The 22,014-nt window shown below is 44.6% G+C and carries 23 protein-coding genes; 7 read left to right on the top strand and 16 right to left on the bottom strand.

Annotated features, from left to right (window positions below; all coding sequences use genetic code 11):
* The first annotated feature begins 230 nt into the window (after nucleotides 1–230).
* Both K339_RS35725 and K339_RS0104385 read left to right on the top strand, forming a co-directional pair.
* A complete protein-coding gene (locus K339_RS35725; protein WP_051397799.1) occupies nucleotides 231–1,292 on the top strand; it encodes a sensor histidine kinase in 1,062 nt (353 codons plus the stop codon).
* The gene (locus K339_RS0104385) at nucleotides 1,289–1,987 is read left to right on the top strand and encodes a LytR/AlgR family response regulator transcription factor (protein ID WP_037299206.1); all 699 of its coding nucleotides are present in this window, start codon (nucleotides 1,289–1,291) and stop codon (nucleotides 1,985–1,987) included. Before K339_RS35725 ends, K339_RS0104385 begins: the two co-directional genes overlap by 4 nt.
* Before the next feature lie 25 nt (nucleotides 1,988–2,012).
* On the opposite strand, the gene K339_RS0104380 is transcribed toward K339_RS0104385, so the two are convergent.
* The 10 genes from K339_RS0104380 to K339_RS0104335 all read right to left on the bottom strand — a co-directional run bounded on the left by K339_RS0104380 (nucleotide 2,013) and on the right by K339_RS0104335 (nucleotide 9,755).
* Entirely contained in the window at nucleotides 2,013–2,507 is a 495-nt protein-coding gene (locus K339_RS0104380) for a GNAT family N-acetyltransferase (protein WP_028522531.1), read from the bottom strand.
* Nucleotides 2,500–2,796 carry a type II toxin-antitoxin system TacA family antitoxin gene (locus tag K339_RS0104375; RefSeq protein ID WP_028522530.1) on the bottom strand — a complete coding sequence of 99 codons (297 nt, stop codon included), beginning with the start codon at nucleotides 2,794–2,796 and terminating at the stop codon, nucleotides 2,500–2,502. The genes K339_RS0104380 and K339_RS0104375 overlap by 8 nt, the downstream gene beginning before the upstream one ends.
* Nucleotides 2,797–2,927: 131 nt before the next feature.
* Nucleotides 2,928–3,632, bottom strand: a complete 705-nt coding sequence (locus K339_RS35720; protein WP_051397798.1) for an EF-Tu C-terminal domain-related protein — start codon at nucleotides 3,630–3,632, stop codon at nucleotides 2,928–2,930.
* 82 nt (nucleotides 3,633–3,714) lie between these two features.
* Nucleotides 3,715–4,113, bottom strand: a complete 399-nt coding sequence (locus K339_RS0104365) for a hypothetical protein (protein ID WP_028522529.1) — start codon at nucleotides 4,111–4,113, stop codon at nucleotides 3,715–3,717.
* Nucleotides 4,114–4,276: 163 nt separating this feature from the next.
* Nucleotides 4,277–4,669, bottom strand: coding sequence for a DUF1398 domain-containing protein (locus tag K339_RS0104360; RefSeq protein ID WP_028522528.1), 393 nt, complete (start codon nucleotides 4,667–4,669; stop codon nucleotides 4,277–4,279).
* 122 nt (nucleotides 4,670–4,791) lie between these two features.
* On the bottom strand, nucleotides 4,792–5,625 hold the full coding sequence (locus K339_RS0104355; RefSeq protein ID WP_028522527.1) for an alpha/beta hydrolase family protein: 834 nt from the start codon (nucleotides 5,623–5,625) through the stop codon (nucleotides 4,792–4,794).
* Nucleotides 5,626–5,977: 352 nt separating this feature from the next.
* Entirely contained in the window at nucleotides 5,978–6,469 is a 492-nt protein-coding gene (locus tag K339_RS32510) for an SDR family NAD(P)-dependent oxidoreductase (RefSeq protein WP_084332106.1), read from the bottom strand.
* A gap of 155 nt (nucleotides 6,470–6,624) precedes the next feature.
* Nucleotides 6,625–8,796, bottom strand: coding sequence for a xanthine dehydrogenase family protein molybdopterin-binding subunit (locus K339_RS0104345; protein WP_028522526.1), 2,172 nt, complete (start codon nucleotides 8,794–8,796; stop codon nucleotides 6,625–6,627).
* Entirely contained in the window at nucleotides 8,780–9,256 is a 477-nt protein-coding gene (locus tag K339_RS0104340; RefSeq protein WP_028522525.1) for a (2Fe-2S)-binding protein, read from the bottom strand. Before K339_RS0104340 ends, K339_RS0104345 begins: the two co-directional genes overlap by 17 nt.
* Before the next feature lie 121 nt (nucleotides 9,257–9,377).
* Nucleotides 9,378–9,755 (bottom strand): winged helix-turn-helix transcriptional regulator, encoded by a 378-nt coding sequence (locus K339_RS0104335; protein ID WP_211243776.1) that lies wholly within the window; start codon nucleotides 9,753–9,755, stop codon nucleotides 9,378–9,380.
* A 97-nt stretch (nucleotides 9,756–9,852) separates the two neighbouring features.
* Here K339_RS0104335 and K339_RS0104330 point away from each other — a divergent pair, with 97 nt between their 5' ends.
* Nucleotides 9,853–10,716: an SDR family oxidoreductase gene (locus tag K339_RS0104330; protein WP_028522523.1), complete on the top strand. Its 864-nt coding sequence runs from the start codon at nucleotides 9,853–9,855 to the stop codon at nucleotides 10,714–10,716.
* Nucleotides 10,717–10,718: 2 nt separating this feature from the next.
* Here the strand turns inward: K339_RS0104330 and K339_RS0104325 are convergent, their stop codons facing one another.
* The 4 genes from K339_RS0104325 to K339_RS0104310 all read right to left on the bottom strand — a co-directional run bounded on the left by K339_RS0104325 (nucleotide 10,719) and on the right by K339_RS0104310 (nucleotide 13,095).
* Nucleotides 10,719–11,021 carry a hypothetical protein gene (locus K339_RS0104325; protein WP_028522522.1) on the bottom strand — a complete coding sequence of 101 codons (303 nt, stop codon included), beginning with the start codon at nucleotides 11,019–11,021 and terminating at the stop codon, nucleotides 10,719–10,721.
* A gap of 18 nt (nucleotides 11,022–11,039) precedes the next feature.
* Complete coding sequence (locus K339_RS0104320; protein WP_028522521.1) at nucleotides 11,040–11,405, bottom strand: VOC family protein; 366 nt, start codon at nucleotides 11,403–11,405, stop codon at nucleotides 11,040–11,042.
* 10 nt (nucleotides 11,406–11,415) lie between these two features.
* Nucleotides 11,416–12,258, bottom strand: a complete 843-nt coding sequence (locus tag K339_RS0104315; RefSeq protein WP_028522520.1) for a hypothetical protein — start codon at nucleotides 12,256–12,258, stop codon at nucleotides 11,416–11,418.
* A gap of 186 nt (nucleotides 12,259–12,444) precedes the next feature.
* Nucleotides 12,445–13,095 carry a phosphoribosylanthranilate isomerase gene (locus K339_RS0104310; RefSeq protein ID WP_028522519.1) on the bottom strand — a complete coding sequence of 217 codons (651 nt, stop codon included), beginning with the start codon at nucleotides 13,093–13,095 and terminating at the stop codon, nucleotides 12,445–12,447.
* A 276-nt stretch (nucleotides 13,096–13,371) separates the two neighbouring features.
* On the opposite strand from K339_RS0104310, the gene K339_RS0104305 reads away from it, so the two are divergent.
* Entirely contained in the window at nucleotides 13,372–16,437 is a 3,066-nt protein-coding gene (locus K339_RS0104305; RefSeq protein WP_051397796.1) for a PVC-type heme-binding CxxCH protein, read from the top strand.
* 31 nt (nucleotides 16,438–16,468) lie between these two features.
* Here the strand turns inward: K339_RS0104305 and K339_RS0104300 are convergent, their stop codons facing one another.
* Nucleotides 16,469–16,963 (bottom strand): SRPBCC family protein, encoded by a 495-nt coding sequence (locus K339_RS0104300; RefSeq protein ID WP_037299203.1) that lies wholly within the window; start codon nucleotides 16,961–16,963, stop codon nucleotides 16,469–16,471.
* A 228-nt stretch (nucleotides 16,964–17,191) separates the two neighbouring features.
* Nucleotides 17,192–18,262, bottom strand: coding sequence for a PDDEXK nuclease domain-containing protein (locus K339_RS0104295; RefSeq protein ID WP_028522516.1), 1,071 nt, complete (start codon nucleotides 18,260–18,262; stop codon nucleotides 17,192–17,194).
* A 214-nt stretch (nucleotides 18,263–18,476) separates the two neighbouring features.
* Here K339_RS0104295 and K339_RS0104290 point away from each other — a divergent pair, with 214 nt between their 5' ends.
* From K339_RS0104290 to K339_RS0104280, 3 genes are all read left to right on the top strand, one after another.
* Entirely contained in the window at nucleotides 18,477–19,643 is a 1,167-nt protein-coding gene (locus K339_RS0104290) for an FG-GAP repeat domain-containing protein (protein WP_028522515.1), read from the top strand.
* Nucleotides 19,644–19,699: 56 nt separating this feature from the next.
* Nucleotides 19,700–20,437 carry a (Fe-S)-binding protein gene (locus tag K339_RS0104285; protein WP_028522514.1) on the top strand — a complete coding sequence of 246 codons (738 nt, stop codon included), beginning with the start codon at nucleotides 19,700–19,702 and terminating at the stop codon, nucleotides 20,435–20,437.
* 65 nt (nucleotides 20,438–20,502) lie between these two features.
* Nucleotides 20,503–21,861: a lactate utilization protein B gene (locus K339_RS0104280; protein WP_028522513.1), complete on the top strand. Its 1,359-nt coding sequence runs from the start codon at nucleotides 20,503–20,505 to the stop codon at nucleotides 21,859–21,861.
* The last annotated feature ends 153 nt before the right edge of the window (nucleotides 21,862–22,014 follow it).

The raw sequence follows: 22,014 nt of genomic DNA, 5'->3' as shown, positions 1-22,014 counted from the left end.
GTGTTTTGTGGTTTTTGGACAAAACTCGGAAAGGGGCTGTCTTTTAGAGAAGGGGACGGACAGAAAGGGCAACTGCTGTGATAAAAAGGGAAAATCGACTGACGAGGAGAGATATGAAAAGTATAAATTCGTATTTTACAGTTTTCGTCAGTCAAAAAAGGCTTTCTGTCAGCCGTGTAAAAATGAAATGAAACAGAATCCCCATTTTTGAGCAAAAAATTTGAAACAAAATGGCTGGACAGATTATCTTTTTTACCCTTTCGGTGGTTATACTTTGGTTGATGTTTGGTAAGCCAAAACAGATTGTTATCACCCTTATTCTCTGGGCTTTGTGCGCGGTAGGACTATTTTTTGCGGTGCTTTTTACATTTCACATCATTGATTTAGACGGTGAAAAGAACCACGCCTTGATAGGTAGTTTGTTGACGATAGGCTGCGCGGCGGCAGGCCGTTTTATTGCGGAGTATTATTTGAGTAAAAGCGCTCGTAATGAAGACCGCGCCGTGACGATTTTGGGGATATTGTTTGTAGGCTTTTTGCTGGGCTTTGGGTTGGCAATCAATTATTTGAGGTTCAGTGCGAGCTTTGTGGTATTGTTGTATGTCAATTTGGCCTTGATGGGGCTCGGGTTTGTGACCACGATGGGCGTTACCATTATCAAACACCAAATAGAACGAAAGATTACCACCGCCGAAACCAAAGCCAACGTAAGCGATGCGGAGTTGAAGTTGCTACAAAGCCAGTTGAGCCCTCATTTTTTGTTCAATACGCTCAATAACCTGTATGCACTTTCGATACACGATGCGACTAAGCTACCCCCGCTGCTGCTCAAATTGTCGGACTTGCTGCGCTATACGGTGTACGACACCAAAGCCGCGATGGTAGCCCTCGACGACGAAATTAACTACCTCAAAAATTACATTGACTTTGAAAAAATACGCCTTGGAGAACGCCTGGAACTGACTGCAAATTGGCCCGAATCTCTCGCCGAAGCGCCGCCCATTGCCCCTATGCTCTTGATTGTATTTGTAGAAAATGCGTTCAAACATTCAAAAAATACCCAAAATCCAGTGATAAAAATTGCCATAGATGTGCAGATTTGGGGGAAAACGATCCTTTTTTCGGTACAAAATAGTTTTGACCCCAACGTGACCACCAATGCGTTGGAACAACACAGTGGCTTAGGTTTGGAAAATGTAAAAAAACGGCTGGAGCTGGCATACCCCAACCGTCACGATTTAAGTATTGAGCAGAAAAACAATACGTTTATGGTTAAACTAAGGCTGACATGATACTGAAAGCACTCATAGTAGATGATGAACCGCTGGCGCGCCAATTGATTGAAGGGTATTGTAAGCATCTGCCTGACATAGAGGTGGTTGGTTCGGTGGTGGATGTGTTTATGGCAAGGCCGATTTTGGAGACGGGTAGGGTGGATGTGCTGTTTCTGGACATCAATATGCCCGTGATGAGTGGGATTAGTTTCTTAAAAAGCCTACATACCAAGCCGATCACGATTTTTACGACTGCGTACAAAGAGCACGCTTACGAGGCTTTTGACCTCGCCGCCACCGACTACCTGCTGAAGCCATTTTCAATGGAACGTTTTCTCCAAGCCATTGAAAAGGCAAAAGCAGCCCTGAAACAGCAACCCAACACGACCGAAAATTTTGTTTTTCTAAAGTCGGACAGTAAGTTGATTAAACTGTTTTTTGATGAACTGTATTACGTGGAGGCCCAGGGTAATCAGGTGAAATTTGTAACCGAGCACAGCACGTTCAACATTACGCAGACGTTTAGCTCGGTGTTGGAACTGCTACCTGCGTCGCAGTTTGTGCGAGTACACCGTTCATTTGCGGTCAATGTCCAGAAAATCAGCATTATAGAGTCATACCGAGTGCTGTTGCTCCAAAAAGGCGAAGTGCCGCTCGGAAGTAATTTTCGAGAAGATTTTTTGAAAATGGTAGTGAGTAAGGGAGGGGAGTGATAGGAGTTTCTTTGTGATAAACTTTCTAAGTAAACAGTTGTTCTAATGTTTTAACAGCGATGAACATTTTTTGGCTGTCAGGAAGCTTTATGAAGTCATATTTCGTGTAAAAGTTTTCGGCTTCTTCATCTATTGGGTCAACAATAACCGCGAATGAACCTATTTCTTGTGAAATTTGGTAACTTCTTTTCAACGCATCAATCAACAAGATTTTTCCAATTCCCTTTCCTTGATATTTGCTGTCAATAGCCAATCTTCCGAGTAAAGTAGTTGGGATAGAGGTGTAGGCTTTTGGGAGTTTCTTCCGAATTTGCTCGGGAAAACTACTTAGGGGAATACTATTGTTTGAAAGTGTATAATATCCTTGGATATCGTTTGTTTCTCTATTTGATAGCACAAAGCAAGCCGATAGTTTCCTTTTAATGTCTTGACCAGCTTGGGTTTTTAAGTAATTATTTAGAAGCTCCTTCCCACAGTCAAAACCTTCTCGATTATGTTTTGTGTCTAAAAGCTCAATCATTTTTTGAGTTTGATATGAAGGTGTTATAATCCTCATAAGCGCTTTTCAGGGTTTTTGAGGGGGGCTTTGGGTTGGTGATTGCATCAAAAAAGAGTTGACTGTCCTTTTCAGAAGCGATTATTTGCTCCTTTTCCTTTATGATTTCCTTCGCTTTTTCTTGTACTGTCAGAATAACAAAATCTGTCAGACTTCTAAAACCACCTAAATAAGCGGCTTTCTCAAAAAAATGTTTTTGTTCTTTTGAAAGCCTTGCGTCAAATCGTGCCTGTTCTTTGGTTGTTGTGTTCATAAATAAAATCTTTTTGTAAATGTACGTAAAATACCTGTACAAATTACTTCTTGTGTACAGATATTTTACGTACAATAGTTTGTTTTGGTATTACAAAATACTCTTCTTTAGAGAGCATCTGCCTCATGCTATCAAATGGCGTTTACAATAATTTTTCCTGTTACGAAGCTACTGTGCCAAGTGGCAAAAGTGAGTTCAAATTGAACCCCTTTTGTGAGAGGTTTTAGCTCGGTTTTATAATGGGAGTTAGCTAGTTGGATTTCCTGTCTCCAACGGTCACAGATTTCGTCCATCAACGGAAGAGCTTGATTACCCACTTCTCTTAGGTTGCATTCGATAGTCAACATTTGGGAGTGATTCGACAAGGATTTTGAGAGCCTTAGGTTACTAATCTGCTTAATAGCGCCTAATGCGTGACGAACTCTTGTAGAGAAACTTTTAATATTCTGAAAATCAACTGGTTTATGTTCTGGCTTTAGTTCCTTGAAAAAAGTATCAAAGTCCCAATAATTGAAATCTGTCCTTAAAACCTGCGTGATTTTACCACGGCCGACGGTTTTTGTGCCTTCTCTTATTTCAAAGCCTTGCCCTACGTAAAATTGCCCAACGTGAAAGTTGGGACTTAACGTTTGAAGTCTAACCTTCACATTTTCACCTGGATAGCAGAGCTCTTTATTGATTAATGTTTGGGGGGCGTCCCAATCTCTGCCATTATAGTAAAACTGCCCCCGATACCCTGATGCTACGGGGTTTCTTCGACCCCCTTCTTGTTCTGATAAGTAGTAAATTTCTCCTTCAAGTTCGGGTTGAGAGAGTTGAGGGGTAGCTTCTGTCATTTTCTGAATGTGGGCGCTATGAAGCTGTTTTAATTGAATGTGCAACAACTGCGAGAGTGAGTTACGACCTAGTATTCAGCGGTCAATTAAATCTATGTACTTTTCTCTTGTCCAGAATAAGTAGTTCAGCATTTTGCCCCGTTGAATTGATATTTAGAATTACTTCATCCCCAATTTTCTTGGCTTTATCAAAGCTAATTTCTTCATTGAACGTCATTTGTATGCCTGGTTCTTCAAAAGAGTACCTAAACTCATCTTGCCCAACTTGGTAATAATCCCAGCCGTTTTTATGAGTTTTTGTCCACTCAAATGAATTTGGTGTCATCAACTGGTCAAAATCAGATAATACATTGATTTCACCTACAATCAGAAATTCAAAATCTTGTCCAGTCCAACCAATTCTATCAATAATCGGAGTGTTGTTCTCAACTGACTCAGGTGATAAACCTAATTTCTGTTTAATAAAGTCGATTAATTTCATGAATTATTGGTGTTTGGAAGTTAAGTGACTGAGTAGGGATAGCTATCGTTTTGTATTTCTAAGCCCGATGTTGTGGCAGTAAACCACCTAAAGTCAAGCTAGAACGCTTAGAACACATAACGCGAAGCCCTGCCTCGCGTTATCAAATTGTTTTTTCCAGAAACTAAAGCTGCGGTATCTGCTCGACCAAAACTTCGGTACCTGCTTTGTCAAAATAAGTACAGGTCATTTTGTCAAGGCAGATTTCCCATTTCTCAATCCCTGTTTCGGCGCACATCGCAATGAAAGTGAGGTAATCGGTTTTGCCTTGTTGGTGCGCAAGCAGTTCTGCTTTGAACGTCTCCACTTTTGCGGTATCGGCAATGGCCAATGGGGCGTATTTCTCAGGAACTTTGGCGGTGTGGTTGTTGGCGCCGTGGTAATCAATGTGCCCATCGCTGACGTAGGCTTCATAGTGGGTCACGCCCAATGCCTTAATTTCTTTGATGTAAGCGGGAAAGTCGGCACCTGATTTTACTTTGCTGTGGGCTGCTTTGATTTGCTCTGCGGTAAACATTGTTTCGTACGTTTAAAGGATGAAATAAATAACGATGCAAAGTTGCACTACCGCACTCGCCCGAAATTGTAAAAAATCGTTTTTCTACAAAAAACGCTTAAAATCTTCGAAAATGTTGGTTTTTATTCTTGATTTCCAGTGCTTTTTAAAATAAAATCAACAATCGGTTGGGGGTCTTTTAAGCTGTGTGGGTGATGGCCCACGCCTTTTTTTACGATGAGTTCAATCGTTCCTCCCGCGTTTCGGTACGCTTCGGCTAGTCGATACGTATTTTCTTCAATGGGGACGACATCATCTGCGTCTCCGCAGACGTGTAAGAGCGGGATTTTTGCCGCCGCAAGTTGTACACAATTGTTGATAGGGCTGTCTTTCAACTCATTGACCGTCGCTTCTGTCAAGCCGTAGGCGTTGAGGCATTTTTCCCAATCGTTTTTTGAGCCTTTTCCCTTGCCTAAGCCGCCTGGCCAACTTTTTATGTCGCACACGGGGGCATCGGCGTAAATACAATATACCTTGTCCACGTTCCGCGAAGCCCAATTGTAGGCATCCAAACCGCCTCGACTCAATCCTTCCAAGACTGTTTTACGGTTTAGCCCGAAGCGTTGAATCAGATGACTGTAAAAACCATCGAATCGGCGGATGGATTTTGGCCCGCCGTATAAGTCAACCACATCGACATACACCACATGAAACCCTTTTTGTAACAACGCAATATCCACTTGTGGCTCATGCGCCCAAAACTGAGTACGCCAAATCCAGTTTTTGTTTTGGTTGGGTTGATGGGGGAAAACCACTTTAGCTTCGACACCTTCAAATTGAAACTCCAGCATTTCGAAGCCGTTCCAGGTCGTGCGAGTGGAGGCTTGATTGCTTCCTGCATAGCTTACAAAAGCAAGATTGAGAAGGAACAATAGTAGAAAGTAGCGTTGGAACGTGGTTTTCTGGCGTGACTTCATGGAAGATGTAAGGTGAAAGATGGTTTGGGTGGATTGAGTAACTTTATTTATAAAATAGCTAGTTCATGTGCTAGATTGATTCGGGCTTTTATTTCTTTGGTTTCGTTTCGGAAACCTGTAAATTAATGAAAAAGTAAATGAATGCCTACCGATACTGCTTGCTAGGTATTTGCTTGCATCAAATGTTGCGTAAGTATAGACAGCTCTTATGCCAACGTTGTGATTATTGAATTTATTTATCCAAGAGTTGATTCCTAGCGATACCCCCAATCCATTAATTGCCACTGAATCATTCGTATTTGATTTTTTAATACTTGTTTGGATAGATTCAAAAGTTATGGCTGTTAGTAGTTCAGTATTGATGCTTCTTCCTTATTGCTAAGATACGAAAGGTTTTTATTTTCATCTCACTAATAAAGGCTATCCCCGATGAAACGTTGACAATCGCAGCAGATTTTTGTTTCAATAAATGGGGTAAAAATTGATGCACCATCTGAACCGTTCCTGAAAGGTTAGTAGCGATTTCTCGATTGATATTTTCCAAGTCTAATGACTGGTCTTGTACGTCGATTAAACGCATCAAACCTGCGTTATTAATGAGGATGTTGAGGTCGGGAAATTGTAGCGTAATTTCTTTGTGTAGTTTCTCAATATCCCTCGGATTACTCACGTCACTTTGAAACGTATGTACGTTGGGGAATTGCTTTTTTGTTTCGTTAAGAGCATCCAGTTTTCTGCCTGTAACAATGATAGTTGACCCTAGCTTAGTCAATTGTTTTACAAATTCTAAACCGATTCCACTTGTGCCTCCTGTGATAAGGATTGTGCTGTTTTTTAAGTCCATTTGTTTGCGTGTTTTGTTAATGCAAAGGTCAGCACTAATCAACAAATGGGTGTAGCCAAAAGGCGCAATGTTGTAGTCAAAAGAGAAGAGAGATTATTACTAAAAAAAAGCTATAAGGTTTTAGAAACCTTATAGCTTTAGAAAAATGAAAAACTTTATTGATTGGATGCGTTTTGGAGCACCAATTGCAAGGGCAGTGACCTTAAACGCTTACCTGTCAAGTCAAAAATCGCATTGGCAATGGCGGGGGCAATGGGAGAAAGAGGAGGCTCTCCAACCCCAGAAGGTACCTCAGAACCTTCGTGTAAAATAACCTCTATTTCGGGCGTATCGCTGAGCCTGACTACTTGGTAATTGTGGAAATTGGTTTGCACAAATTGCCCATTTTCTACCGTGCCTTGTTCGTAGAGGCTGGCACTGATGGCCATCATGGTAGCACCTTCTACTTGCTGCCTGATGCCGTCGGGGTTAATGATTTTGCCAGGGTCAATGGCTTGTATCACTTTCACAATCTTAATGGCTCCATCGACTATTTTTACTTCTACCACCGCTGCCGACACCGTTTTGCGGTCGTCGCATACTGCCAAGCCACGGCCAACCCCTTCCGACTTGGGTAAGTGCCAGCCTGATTTTTCGCCAATGATTTCGAGCAACTTTTTCCGACGAACCAATTGCGGTGTGTCGTCGCAGTGGTCGATTCTCAACTTCAGAGGATTAACTCCCGCTTTATGCGCCAATTCATCCATAAAACTTTCGATAGCAAACGTGTTGGCAAACATCCCCACTCCTCGCCATATACTGGTTTCAAAGGGAAGGTTGTTGTGCCATATTGTGGTTTTGACGTTGGGAACATGGTACGCACACCGCGCGCCGTGTCCTGCTAGGATAAAGTCAGCGCCCAAGATTGTTTCGGCTATAGCAGGGACGGAGTTAAATATCATCGGGCCCGTGGCAAGGTGGTGTTCAAAGGCCAAAATTTTGCCGTCTTTACCTACTTTCCCTTTTAAAACGTGGTGGGTATTGGGCCTTACGTACCCGTTTTGAAACTCTTGCTGACGGGTCGCAAGCAAGTGAACGGGCTTCCCGACGGCTTTTGATAGTTTGGCTGCTTCTACGGCGTTGCTCTTAAACGCCTTTCGGCCAAATCCTCCCCCCATGTACGTTGGCACAATGGCAACGTCCTCGGTTTTAAGGTCTAATGCCTCCGCAACGGAAGTTTGTAAATAGGCTGGATTTTGAAAAGAGGCGTAAAGCGTTATTTTGTTGTCTTTATAATCAGCGACGACAATGGAAGGCTCTAAATTGCCGTGAAAACCAATTGGCGTACGAAATTCGCCCGTTAGCACCTCATCGGGTACGCTGTCTGTGTCGCCATCGTTTTGGATATTGACCTCTTTGCCGTTCCCAACTGTTATCAATTTTTCCAGGTCTTTGGTAGAAACGTTGGGGTTGTAGTCCCACTCCGCCTTGATTTTCTCCACCGCCGTTTGTGCGGCGTAGCGAGACGTGGCCACCACGCCAATCCAGTTTGTTTCTTCTACGATCTTTAGTACGCCCGTCGAATTTTTTGCACCACTAGTATCGGCACTTTTTAGCGTTCCTTTAACATAGGGAGAATAAAGCACCGCGCCGTACACCATATTGGGCAAGGTAGTATCAATGCCGTAAATCGGTTTGGCAAGGACTTTATCGGGTAAATCAATTCGTTTTTGTTGTTTCCCAACGTATTTGAACTGGGAAGACGGTCGTAACGCGGGTGTTTCGGTCGTTTCCCATTTGGTAATTTGTTTGGCTAGGTCGGCATACGATAATTGTTTATCACCCGCTGTCAGCATTCCGTCTTTGGTCGAAATGGAAGCAACGGGAATATTCCACAATTTCGATGCCTGAAGTTTGAGGGTTTCTCGCAGGGTAGCAGCCACTTCTCGGATGGTGACATAAAAAGAAGAGGTGCTGTTGCTTGCCGCCGTATTGGAGAGAAGACCGTTTAAGGAGTTGGCGTGAACAACCTTAATTTTCTCCACCGCCATGTCCAGTTCTTCGGCAGCGAGCATGGCAAAACCCGTAAAAATCCCTTGCCCCATCTCGGCTTTGGGCGATTTTAGGGTAATGGTATTGTCGGCATTTACTTCAAACCACAGTTTATGGTCAAAGTTCGAGACGTCCGCTGGAATGTCCATTTCTGAAGTGACGTCACTTATTTTTCTTCTAATGGCTCCTCGTCCGAAATAGAGTAAGGCCAACGTCCCTGCCACGCCAGAGCCAGAGATGGCCAAAAATTTTCTTCTCGAAAATCCTTTTTTAGGTTTTTTATCCGCGTTTTCCATCGTTTTTCAATTTTGCCGCCAAAAGAATTGCTTTAATAATGCGAGGATGAGTACCACACCGACAAATGTTGGAGATACCGTTTTTGATGTCATCGGCCGTGGGGTTGGGGTTTTCTTCCAAAAGTTTGGCTGCTGCCATCATAAAACCCGATTGGCAGTAGCCGCATTGGGGAACCTGCACTTCCAGCCACGCTTGCTGCACGGGATGCAAATGGGTTTCGTTTTCTGAAAGCCCCTCAATGGTGGTTATTTTTTTGCCATTGGCCAGTTGGGCAGGATACGAACAGGAGCGAATTAGGTCGCCGTCAACGTACAGAGAGCAAGCGCCGCACAGGGCTTTGCCACAGCCAAACTTTGTGCCTTTAAGCTGGGCTTCATCGCGAATGAGCCAAAGTAAAGGCATTTCGGGCTCGACATCCAAAACCGTAGGCTTGTTATTGATGGTTAGTGAAAGTTGCATAGTGATTCAATTGAGCTGTCATTGTTTCTGCTTTTTATCACTGTAAGTTACAAAAAAAATCAAAGCAATAATGTAGTCAAAAGGCGCTATGTTGTAGCCAAAAGGGAAAGAGGGGCGATTTTTATTTCCCGATAATTTCTTTTCGGTGTTTTACGCCCCATTCAGACATAATCTGAATGAGTTCTTTGAAGGAATTGCCGTATTCAGTAATGGCGTATTCTACCGAAATGGGCTGGGTGTCTTTGACTGTTCTCGAAATCAATTTGTTCATTTCTAGGTCTTTGAGTTCACGACTCAGCACTTTGCCCGAAATACCATCTACCATTTTTAACAGTTCGCTAAACCTTCTTGGACTAAAACAAAGGCAGGTAACGATGGATATTTTCCATTTGCCGCCCAGCACGTCCATAATGTCTTGAATAGCCCTCATAGAGGCGGTGCAAGTGTCGTTTTCCGACACACACGAAGTTGGTTTCTTTATTGTCACTAGCTGACTCATTTGAAAATTGGTAGCTTAAAATAAACTATTACCTTATGACACAAAGTTACAAAATGTCACCACATTTGCATCGTACTTTTTAAAATTATTACTTCAAATGAGCAACAAAGTTGTATTAATCACTGGCACAAACAGTGGATTTGGTTGGTTGACAGCCAACACATTAGCGGAATTAGGTCACAAGGTATATGCTACCATGCGAGATACCGCATCAAAGAATGCCGAAAAGGCCAAGGCACTTGCACAGGTTGAAAACATTACGGTGTTGGATGTAACCCTGACGGACGATGTCAGTGTAAAGAATGCCGTAGATTCAATCATCGCTGCCGAAGGGCGAATTGATGTGTTGGTCAATAATGCGGGTTTTGGAGCTGCGGGCGTGGCTGAAAGCTTCACGACGACCGATGTAGAAGAGATGTTTGGCTTGCATGTGGTAGCATACTGGCGATTGATGAAAGCCGTTTTACCCGTTATGCGTAAACAAGCAGATGGTTTAATCGTCAATATTTCGAGTGGAGCAGGAAGGTTTGCCTTTCCGTTTATGACGGTCTATAGTGCTGCCAAATTTGGCTTAGAAGGGTTGAGCGAAGGACTACATTACGAAGTAAAACAGTTGGGGGTTGATGTGGCGATTATTCAACCAGGTGCCTTCCCGACGGACATTTTGCACAAAGTCAGAACGGGTTCGGATGAGTCGGTCGTGGCAGGATATGGCACATTGGCCGAAATTCCGAACCAGATGGGGAGCGGACTGGCACAATTGTTTGAAACAACTAAACCAAATCCGCAAGAAGTAGCCGATGCCGTAGTAACGCTAATAAACTTACCCAAAGGCGAACGCCCCCTCAGAACGGTCGTTGACCCATCAACGGGACACATCGTAGAAACGGCCAATGAAGCGGTACAGGTAGAATACGAAAAAACGATTACCGCATTTGGCATGGGTTCATTGTTGAACTAACGCTACAATTTTTGTCCCAAATACAGCACAGATGCTTTGATAGATTGCTCTTTGAGGTGCAAAATCTTTTTACGGTCTTCGTCTTTTATGAAATTTTGGAAGTCTTCGTGGGCGTCAAACTCCACCAAATGGATTTCGTAAGGAGGGTCGATTTGCACCTCAATAAAGCTTTCTTTGGGAGGGCGTACCCTAAACAAAAGGCGACCATTGTACTTGGCAATGGTAGGGATGGCCACGCTTTCGAACTCATCAAAAACAGCCTCTTGGCCTTCAATGACGTAAATAAGTTGAGTGATGTGTATCATTTCTTAGTTTATTTGTTGTTAAACTTTTAACCAATCAGGGGACGCCGTGGTCGGCTGATTCACTCGAATTAAATAGCCGTCTGGGTCATTAAATTCAATCGAAAGCATCCCCAAATGCGATTTTTTTGGCCCGCTAAAAACAATTTTATGACTAGAGAGCCTTTCCATCACCTCTTGTAAATTATCAGTCAAAAAACTCGTTACGGTAGTTTGGGCAGAGAAATGTGTTGATGTATTAAAGTCGATTCCTGCCACTCCCGAGTTAAAAACGGTGAGCTTTGCTTGTTCTACTGATGTCTCAAGTCCCAAAATGGAGCGATAAAATGATTTACTTTTGCTGGGGTCGTTAGTGCCCAGCTCAATTTCTTGAAGTCTTATTTTCATGACATTAGAATCAATGACTCACCATTTTAGCCGCAGATACTGTCCGTGTGAAGTAAATTCCATTGTATCTTTCTGTATGGTTTTCTGGAAATAGTAACAAATAGCTATAAAAGTCTAATGATTGTGAATAAATGGATGGTCCATTATTTATCTCCCTCATTTTTAGTCCATTACCTGTGTTGTTTAGCATTGTACCGCTCTGGTAAAAATGGTTTAGCGAACATGTTTTTTTAGAAATATTCAATTCTTCGTCTTTCATAAGATACAGAGCCATCCTAGGAGTATCTCTATAGGGTAAAATCATATTATGGATATTGCCGCTTAACGTGATGGTTTTCCAATGAGGAAATAACTTGATTTGCTTCTTGATTTTCAAATACATTAAGCTGTCCCTTGATACTACACTTTCATTGGAGTCTATGTCGTAGAAGAAGATTTTAACTTTTGAATCTTGATTCAGCTTAGAAATTATCTCCGCCCAAGCGTGGGATGCTCTACCATCTTGAGAACTTTTTGCAAAAAAATCAGAGGTGTAAATATTTTCATCCGTTTGATTATTAAGGTATTGATTCATTAATTGGGCTGGAATTTCAAGCCCAATTTGAACACTATCATTATGGCTTGTAAAAATATCGGCTAATTGAGTGACCAACTTTGCAGGTTCGTTTGTGCCGTGCATTTCACCAATCATGATAAGCTTAAAACCACTCAAAAGGTTATATACTTGATTGTTGGATGTAGCTAGTGAATCTGTTCTCACTGCGTTGTTTCTTATGTAGCTAGCAAAGTCTTGCCCGTTGGCAGGTAAGCCCCAAATTCCTACTGATAAAATGAAAAATAGCTTTTTTATCATAATACTCGAAAGTTATTCTCTATAGTGACCTTATCCATTGCTGGTAAATAAACGCCTATCCCTTTGATAAGTTTGTAATTACATGTTTTCCTTCGAGTTTCCCAAAAGTTCAACACGAGCTGATTCTTTTTAACAGATGTTATTGAGGCTACGGGACTTTAAAAGCGCCTTACGAATACTAATTTTTTACCCGATGGCGTTAAAAAAATCTTCAAGTTTTTGTTTGTCGAGTTTTCCGTTGGTTCTCACGCTACTGCAAAGGTCAACGCCAAAAGGTTGGACAATGTCTACGGCCTGTTTTATATTGTCTTTATTAAGGCCTCCCGCAAGAAATAAAGGAATCGCTATCCGTTCTCGTATTTGTTTACTCAACTCCCAATTGTGCGTCCGTCCCGTTCCGCCGAGTTCCTTCACGGATAAGTTTGGATTTCCGCTGTCCAACAAAATGGCGTCCACAAATTCCGAAATCTCAATGGCTTCTTGCACAGAATTGTCGTCAATCACGTGGATTACTTGTACCAATTTTACGTGGGGGAGTTCTTTTCGTAGCAATTCATACGCCCGTTCTTCCAACTCATCTACGATTTGGATAGTCGTTGTGTTTACTCGCTTATAATGCGCAATAATATCTTGTGGTTTGGTCTCGCTGGTGAGTAAGAAAGTAGCAATAGGCGGGGGGACAGATTTAGCGATTTGATGAATCAGGTCATCGCCAATGATGCCTGGGCCACTTGGCATGTGCCCGACCAAACCCAACGCCGCCGCTCCGTATTCAATCGCAATTTTTGCCTCTTCTGCGCTGCTTATACAGCAAATTTTTACTCTTGGTCTTTTCATACAATGGTCAGGTTAATATAGGTTAAACGCATTAAAAAAGTAGCCTCTCTGGAGCAATCAATAGCCACTCTATATTTTAATGCGTTCAACTTGCCCAAGGTAAGATAATCAAACTCCAAATGTACAAAAAATCTCCTAGTTACTCCTTAACATCTTTATTCCAAGAATTTTAACTATTCCCTGAAAAAGTAAAAGGATTTTGGGTAAAAAAGAGCAGGTTTTTCATTTTAATAGCAAATCTGCTCCACCCTGTTCTAAAGCCCTTCTTCCTACCAAATGAAAAACACGGTTTCGTTTCAGCGTAGCTCCTTCTTGGTCTGCACCGCGCTGTTGTTGTACGCCCAAGGGTGCAACGTTCCCCAGAAACAAGTAGTCTCTAAAGACAAATTTGCCGACCACGTACGTACCACCGAGTTTCGTACGCCCGAGCAAGAACGCCGAGGCTTTACATTGCCAGCAGGTTTTGAAATAACGCTTTTTGCCTCCGAGCCACAGATTGCCAAGCCCATCAATATGGAGTTCGACGACCGAGGGAGGCTGTGGGTTTCGCACTCGATCGATTATCCCATGCCTGCGGTTGCGGGTGGAGGGAAAGATAAAATCACCATTTTGGAAGACACCAACGGCGATGGCAAAGCCGATACATTCACTGATTTTCAGGATGGGCTCAACATTCCTATTGGCATCATGCCCGTAGCCGACGGTGCCATTGCGTACAGCATTCCTAACGTGTATCATTTTACGGATACCAACAACGATGGCAAAGCCGACCGCCGTCAAGTGGTTTTGGGGGAGTTTGGCTACAAAGATACCCACGGCATGGTGAGCAATTTTGTGCGCGGGTTTGACGGTTGGATGCACTCGTGCCACGGTTTTACGAATACGTCCAAAATTGCGGGCACCGACGGCGATTCGGTGACGATGGTGTCGGGAAATACCTTCCGTTTTAGAACCGACGGCAGTCGCGTCGAACAAACGACCTACGGGCGTGTCAATCCGTTTGGGTACGCCTACGATGAACGCGGTTTTCTGTTTTCTGTCGATTGCCACTCCAAACCCATTTACCAACTCATCAAAGGTGCTGATTATCCGCATTTTGGCAAGAAGCCAACGGGGATTGGTTTTGGCCCCGAAATGATGAGCTACGAACTAGGCTCAACGGCACTTTCGGGTTTGGCGTATTACATTGGCGAGCAGTTTCCTGCCGAATACCGTAACAGCTTTTACAACGGCGATGTGGTTACGTGTCGCATCAACCGCAACACCATTACCTACAATGGCTCTACCCCAGTTGCCCACAAAGAAGCCGATTTTCTAATTAGCGACGACCCATGGTTTCGCCCTGTGGATGTGAAAGTCGGGCCTGACGGTGCGCTTTATATTGCCGATTTCTACAATCGAATCATTGGGCACTACGAAGTACCGCTCAATCACCCAGGCCGCGACCGCACCAGTGGACGTATTTGGCGGATTACTTACAAAGGCGGCTCCGTCCAAACCCCTTTTAAAGATTGGTCAAAAGCCTCTATCGACGAGTTGGTGGCGGGATTGAGTCATCCCCAACTGAACGTCCGTCTAAAAATAGCGGATCGTTTGGTGGATGGCTGGAAAGAAAAAGCTATCCCGCCTGTGGCGCAGTTGCTTTCGGCCACGACCGATGCGAAGGTGTTTGTGCAGGGACTTTGGATACTTCATCGCTTGAACGCCCTGCCCGCTTCGGCCTTGGAAAAAGCCCTGCATCACCCCGACCCGCTGGTGCAAGTACACGGGTACCGCGTGTTGGCGGAGTCGGTGGTCATTAGCGATGCCCATCAGGCGTTGGCAGTGGGGGCATTGGCCGATAAAGATCCTTTTGTGCGCCGAGTAGCGGCCGAGGTTTTGACTCGTTTTCCTGCGTTGAAAAATATCGCTCCTTTGGCGGACTTGTACCAACAAACCAGCGACGAAGATTCGCATTTGAAATATACAACCCTACTAGCTATACGTACAAATTTGGCCGCAAAAGGCATGATTCGTCAGGTGGCAAGTGCCACTTGGAGCGAGGCCCAACGGACTATTTTAAGCAAAGCTGCGGTGGACATTCCCTCGCCCGAAGTGGCATACTTTGTGTTGGAATATGCTACCCAACGCTCATTGCCTACCGACGAGTTGGCCAAGTACCTGGAATACACCGCTCGTTACACGGATGCCCCTGCGCTCAACGAAACCATTGGCTCTTTGGAAAAACGTTACGCAGACAACCACGAAGGGCAATTTGCGTTTTACAACGCACTGCGAAGAGGTCTGGCGCAGGGAGGAAAAACGGTGACTAGCCGTATGCAGGAGTGGGGGACAACATTGGCAAAGCAGTATTTGGAACAACCGTTGGTGGAAAAAGAAACGGCGCAGCAATGGGCGCGTCGGGTGCAAGCGGCCGAGGTGGCGGGTGAGTTTAAGAGCAAATCGTTGGAGCCGTTGGTGCTTCGTTTGTTCAAAAATACCCAAGCCGACGACCGAGTGCGGGTAGCGGCTGCCAGTGCGCTCATGAGCACCGATGCTGCCGCGCACACGCCGCTGATTGGCGGGGTGTTTTTGGAACGTTCGGAAAAGGTAGCCCTGCGCGAAAAACTGGTAGGCGTGCTAACCCGCGCCGCTACGCCTGACATGTACGGGTTGTTACGCAAAGGACTCAACGGCAGCGCCCGTAGTTTACAAGGGGTGATTGCGGCCGCGTTGGCCAATTCAGAGGCGGGTATTGGCCAGTTGCTCAATGCTTTAAAAGAAGAAGAAATCAACGTGGATGTGGTGAGGGAAGGTGCGGTAAAAGAACGCTTGGCTGCTAAGATGACGCCGAAGCAACAAGCGTTGCTCAACGAATTGATGGCGGGGAGTGCCAATGAATTTGAAGAGCGACAACAGCTGATTCAAGCGCGTTTGACAGGTTTTGAGTCGTCGAAGGCAACGGCAGAGGCGGGTAGAAGCGTGTTTGTACAAAATTGCAGTTCGTGTCACCAAATCAAAAGTACGGGTGGGTTGATTGGCCCGCAGTTGGACGGGATTGGGAATTGGGGTAAAAAAGCACTTTCGGAAAAGATACTAGACCCCAATCGCAATATCTCGGAGGCGTTTCGGAATTATAACATTACCCTCAACAATGGCCAAACCATGACGGGACTGTATCGCCGCACGGAAGGGCAAACGATGATTTTTGCCAACAACGCAGGACAAGAGTTTTCGGTGGCGAAAAATGACATCAAAGACTACAAAGCCTCAAAATATACACTCATGCCCGACCAATTCAGAAATACCATTCCCGAAAAGGATTTCTACGCGCTTCTGAGTTTCTTGTTGAAAACGAAGTAGGTGGTGGTACTTGGTTGAACATAGGCATAGGTTATTTTTTCAGGGATGGCAATAGGTGATCGAGTTCATCCAAGATCGCTGTAAATCCTTCTTTGAAGCCCATTTCAATCATTTTCTCCATCCGTTCGAGCGAGTCGTTGTAGATGACAATGCTAACTTTTGTCTTGCCGTTTTCTTGCCCGAAACTGTAATCCCAATCAGAACCTGGTAGTTCGGGGTTTTCGTCGGCATCTGCAAATGCGCTCAAGTACTTAAAATTGGTTTTTGGCGTGATGGAAGTATATTTCTGAACCGACCACGTCATGTGTCCTTCGGGACTTACCATGGCATAAAACCTTCTACCACCTACGGTAAAGTCCATTACTTTGGTTTTAGATGCCCAAGGTTTGGGAGCCCACCATTGGTCAAGAATTTCTTGTTTTGTGAAGGCATCCCAAACCAGCGAAAGGTCAGCGGCAAATTCGCGGGTTACAAAAACCGTTTTAGCGGCTTTGTCAACGGTAAAGTCAAACAATAAATGATTCATGTGTTGTCTGTTTAAATGGTTGATAATAGGTTCTCTGGTTGCTTTAAATTAAGAAACCAAATGATTGCAAATTTATATGCAACTTTTCGGTTTCGCAAAGTTTATCTTGAAAAAATTTAGAGGAAGCTTACGAACGAGTAGGGTTGACAGATGAGAGGTGCCTGACAGTTGTCTATCAACTGGTGGTGTTAGTCAAAGCGTTCTGCGGGAAGTGTACAGTTTGAATTTTTATTGTTCTTTTTCAATTGTACTCATTTCGTTCAATACTAAGGTCTGTAGTTCATCTTTGGGCAGTAAGAGTTGATATTCAGCCACGCCAATAGGTTTGTTAATGTCTTGCAGCGCAATTTCCACATCCAAGTGATCTTTATCGGCACAAAGGATAATTCCAATGGACTGATTTTCATGTTCTCCTTTTTCAAGTTTATCGAGCAAGGAGAGGTACAAATTCATTTTGCCGACGTATTCTGCTTTAAAGCTGCCTATTTTCAATTCGATAGCCACCAACGAACGCAAACCGCGATGAAAAAAGAGCATATCTACAAAATACTCTTTGTTGTTGTATTCCAGACGATACTGATTACCGATAAACGTAAAGCCTTTGCCTAATTCCAATACAAACGATTTTATCTTTTCTACCAATCGTTTTTCTAGTTCTGATTCTTTTACCTTTTCGGTAATTCCTAAAAAGCCAAGATGGTAAGCATCTTTAAACACTTCGGTTGCGTAATCGGAATGAATCGAGGGAAGTGTTTCGCTAAAATTGTGCGATTTAATTTGCTTCTGTGCGTAGGCATAGCTGTCCATTTTTATGGCGTTGAGTAGCCAATCTCGACTCCAACCTTTTTCAATGGTTTGCTGCATATACCAATGGCGTACAGCTTTGTCTTTCACCTTTTCCATCAACAAAATATGATGCCCCCAAGGTATTTTTGCCACAGGCTGTGGCAAGACTGTACTTGGCTCGTTATCAGTATCTTGTAATTTTGCAACAGCCTGTTGCAAAATTGGAATTTCGGGATATTCTAAGGCAAAACGCAACATATAGCCCAAGTTTCTTTCCGAAAAACCTTTAAGGTTGGCAAATTCATGTTGTAAATCTGCCGCTAAACGTGGAATAACTTTTGCTGACCAACCTTCTTGCTGTTGGCGTTCGGCTATCAATTTACCTGTTTGCCAATAAAGTAAAATCATTTCGGCATTTGCGGTAAGTGTGGCGCGTAGGCGTGCGTGTTGTATGGCAGTTTTTATTTCGCCAAGCAACGATTGGTATTTTACGATTTCAATTTCTTTGCTCATCCCTCTTTTTTAATAAACCTTTTGCGTTACCGTTCAGAGTTCTTGCCGTTTCGTAGGAGCCTAATGAATTTTTGAAAGGCCAAAGATAGGAAGGCAGCTTGTAAGTTCACCCACTTCCCCGAAAAAACAAACCAACTGTGGGTAAAAAAGGAGGGGAGGGGCACTTTAATTAAAAATTCTCACCCCTTTTCTAAACTCCTTTTTCTCCCCAAAAATGAAAACGTATTCTTTGCCTCTAGCCCTTGGGCTGCTTATCGCGTGGATGGGCTTGCCTGCTTCTGCACAAACCAACCGCCCCATTAAATTTAAAAAAGAGATGCTTACCAACATGTTCTTTTCGGAAGGCGTAGCCGTGGGCGACGTCAACCGCGATGGAAAAAAAGATGTGCTGTCGGGCGCGTTTTGGTACGAAGCACCCAACTGGAAACAGCACGAAATTGCCAAAGGCGATACGTTTACGGTCAACGGTGGCTACAGCAACTCGTTTTTGAACTTTAGCATGGACGTCAACCAAGACGGTTGGATAGATTTTATCCGTGTCGATACCCCAGGTGAATCGGTGGTTTGGTACGAAAACCCTAAGAACAAAGCGGGACATTGGAAAGCTTACACCATTCAAAAATCGTTGGGAAATGAATCTCCGTATCTGGTAGATTTGGATGCAGATGGTCGCCCTGATATTGTGGGAAACGACCCCGTAGCGAAACAAATGATTTGGTTAAAAGCGCCTTCCAAAAAAGGCGATATCGAATGGAAACGCTACGTGATTAGTACCGAAAACATCGGGCTTCACAAATACACCCACGGCTTGGGCGTGGTGGATATGAACGGCGACGGGCGTCTGGATGTACTGATGCGCGAAGGTTGGTGGGAAGCTCCACTCGACCGTACACAACCCGATTGGAAGTTTCACCGCGCTGATTTGGGGGAAGAATGCTCGCAGATGTACTTACTCGATGTCAATAAAGACGGCTTGAAAGACGTGATTAGTATGTCGGCCCACAAATACGGCATGTGGTGGCATCAGCAAGGCAAGGATGCCCAAGGAAATCCGACTTGGGAAAAACACGAAATTAGCAAGCTATTTTCACAAACCCACGGCTTGGCGCTGGCCGACATTAACAAAGATGGAAACCCCGATTTGGTGACGGGCAAACGCTTTTTTGCTCATAATGGCAAAGATCCAGGAGAGTTTGAGCCTGCGGTGTTGTATTGGTTTGAATTTAAACCAGGTGCTACTCCCACGTGGATTCCTCACCAAATTGACGATAACTCAGGCGTAGGGCTGCATTTGGTGGTCGAAGATATGAACCGCGACGGGCTGCTGGACATCATCACCGCAAACAAAAAAGGCGCTCACGTGTTTCTTCAACAGAAATAAATAAAACAGGTGCGTACAGGACAGAATTTTGAAAAAAGGCGTCGTATGTTTGTCGTATGAAAGTTGGTTTATTCATCCCGTGTTATGTAGATCAGTTTTACCCCAAAGTGGGTATTGCTACACTCCAATTGTTAGAGAGATTTGGTTGTGAGGTGGGTTATCCCGCCAACCAAACCTGCTGTGGTCAGCCCATGGCCAATTCTGGTTATGAACACCTGACGCATGATTGCAACCGCCTTTTTGTACAAAATTTCGCTGATTTTGACTACATCGTTGGGCCGTCTGGTAGCTGTGTCTTGCATATCAAAGAACACTTGCATACCGAAGGTGAGGAGGAAGCGAAAGCGACGCACATCCGCCAACGAGTGTATGAATTGACGGAGTTTTTGACCGATGTGCTCAAAGTTGAAAACCTATCGGCGCATTTTCCGTATCGGGTGGGGTTGCACCAAAGCTGCCACGGGCAGCGCGGGCTGCACCTTTCGCAGATGTCGGAGTTGGTAGCGCCTGCGTTCTCAAAACCTGAAAAACTCTTGAGAATGGTCGATGGGATTGAATTGGTGGAACTCACACGTAGAGACGAATGCTGTGGATTTGGTGGAACGTTTTGCGTTGCTGAAGAAGCAGTTTCGGCGCGCATGGGGGTTGACCGCATTGATGACCACGTCAAGAACGGCACCCAAGTCCTGACGGGAGGCGATATGTCGTGTTTGATGCACTTAGAAGGCATCATTCGCCGCCGTGAGCTGCCCATCAAAGTGATGCACATCGCCGAAATTTTAACTGCGAATTAACCTCATCTTACCTCCCTCTCCTGACAGGGGAAGGGCTTTTACATTCTCCTAGAAAATAGTCGGATATGAACCATTCTCAGGCCGCAGATAAATTTAACAAAGATTTTGACCGCACTTCATGGCACGACGAGACGCTCTGGTGGGTGCGTCAAAAACGCGACCGCGCAGCGTTTGCAATCCCCGAATGGGAAGACTTACGCAACACGGCGTCGCAGATTAAACACAACGTACTGTCTAACTTAGATACGTACTTGATGGAGTTTGAAAAAAATGCCAAGGCCAACGGTGTCACCGTACACTGGGCAGCCGATGCGCATGAGCATAATGAAATCGTCCTCTCGATTTTGAGAGAGCAAGGCATTCAGCAAATCGTAAAAAGTAAGTCGATGCTCACCGAAGAGTGTCATTTGAATCCTTTTTTGGCTGAAAATGGGGTGGAAGTGATTGATACCGACTTGGGCGAACGCATCGTTCAGTTGGCCGACGAACCACCGAGTCACATTGTAATGCCCTGTATCCACTGGAAAAAAGAGGAAATTGGGGTGTTGTTTCATAAACATTTAGGCACGCCCGAAGGCTGCGCCGACCCTTCTACCTTGACGTTGGCGGCTCGTGAGCACCTACGGGAAAAGTTCCTGACGCGTCGGGTAGCGCTGACGGGGGTAAACTTTGCCGTGGCCGAAACGGGTGAGTTTGTGGTGTGTACCAACGAAGGCAATGCCGATATGGGAACGCACTTGGCCGACGTACACATTGCCTGCATGGGCATCGAAAAAATTGTTCCCAAGCGCAAGCACCTAGGCGTATTTCTTCGCTTGTTGGCTCGCTCGGCGACGGGGCAACCCATTACGACCTATTCTAGCCATTTTGCCAAGCCTCGCGAAGGGCAGCAAATGCACATCATTTTGGTGGACAACGGTCGTTCGAGGCAGCTAGGGCGCGAGGAGTTTCGTAACTCGCTCAAGTGCATTCGTTGCGGAGCGTGTATGAATACCTGCCCAGTTTATCGTCGCAGCGGTGGACACAGTTACCACAATGCTGTGGCGGGCCCTATTGGGTCGATTTTAGCACCCAATTTGGACATGACCAAAAACGCCGATTTGCCGTTTGCAAGTACGTTGTGTGGAAGTTGCTCAAACGTTTGTCCCGTCAAAATCAACATCCACGAACAACTTTACAGTTGGCGACAAGTACTTACCAAAAGTGGACATTCACCTACTGCCAAAACGATAGGAATGAAAGCCATGGCGGCGGTATTGTCGAGCCCATCGGTGTATCGTTTTTCGGGGAAAATAGGCCGTTTGACGTTATCAAACACGCCGTTTGTAGTCAATAACTCTTTGAATCCGTGGTACAAACAACGCGAAATGCCCGAACCTCCCAAAGAGTCGTTTGGTGAATGGTATAAGAAAAATCGGAAGTAGGTATCCATGCGGGTGCCGAGGGTTGCTCACCGCGTGTGGAGGGTTGTTCACAACCCGACCATCAACTGGTACCCCAAAACTGTAATCCGCTGTGCCGAGGGTTGCTCACAACCCGACGAGTTCAGAAGCAAAACCCCACTTTATCTAAAGAGG

The organism is Runella limosa DSM 17973 (assembly GCF_000482465.1).
GTDB classification, from domain to species: domain Bacteria; phylum Bacteroidota; class Bacteroidia; order Cytophagales; family Spirosomataceae; genus Runella; species Runella limosa.
The sequence above is the reverse complement of the archived record's forward strand: the minus strand, read 5'-3'. Positions and strand labels throughout refer to the sequence as shown.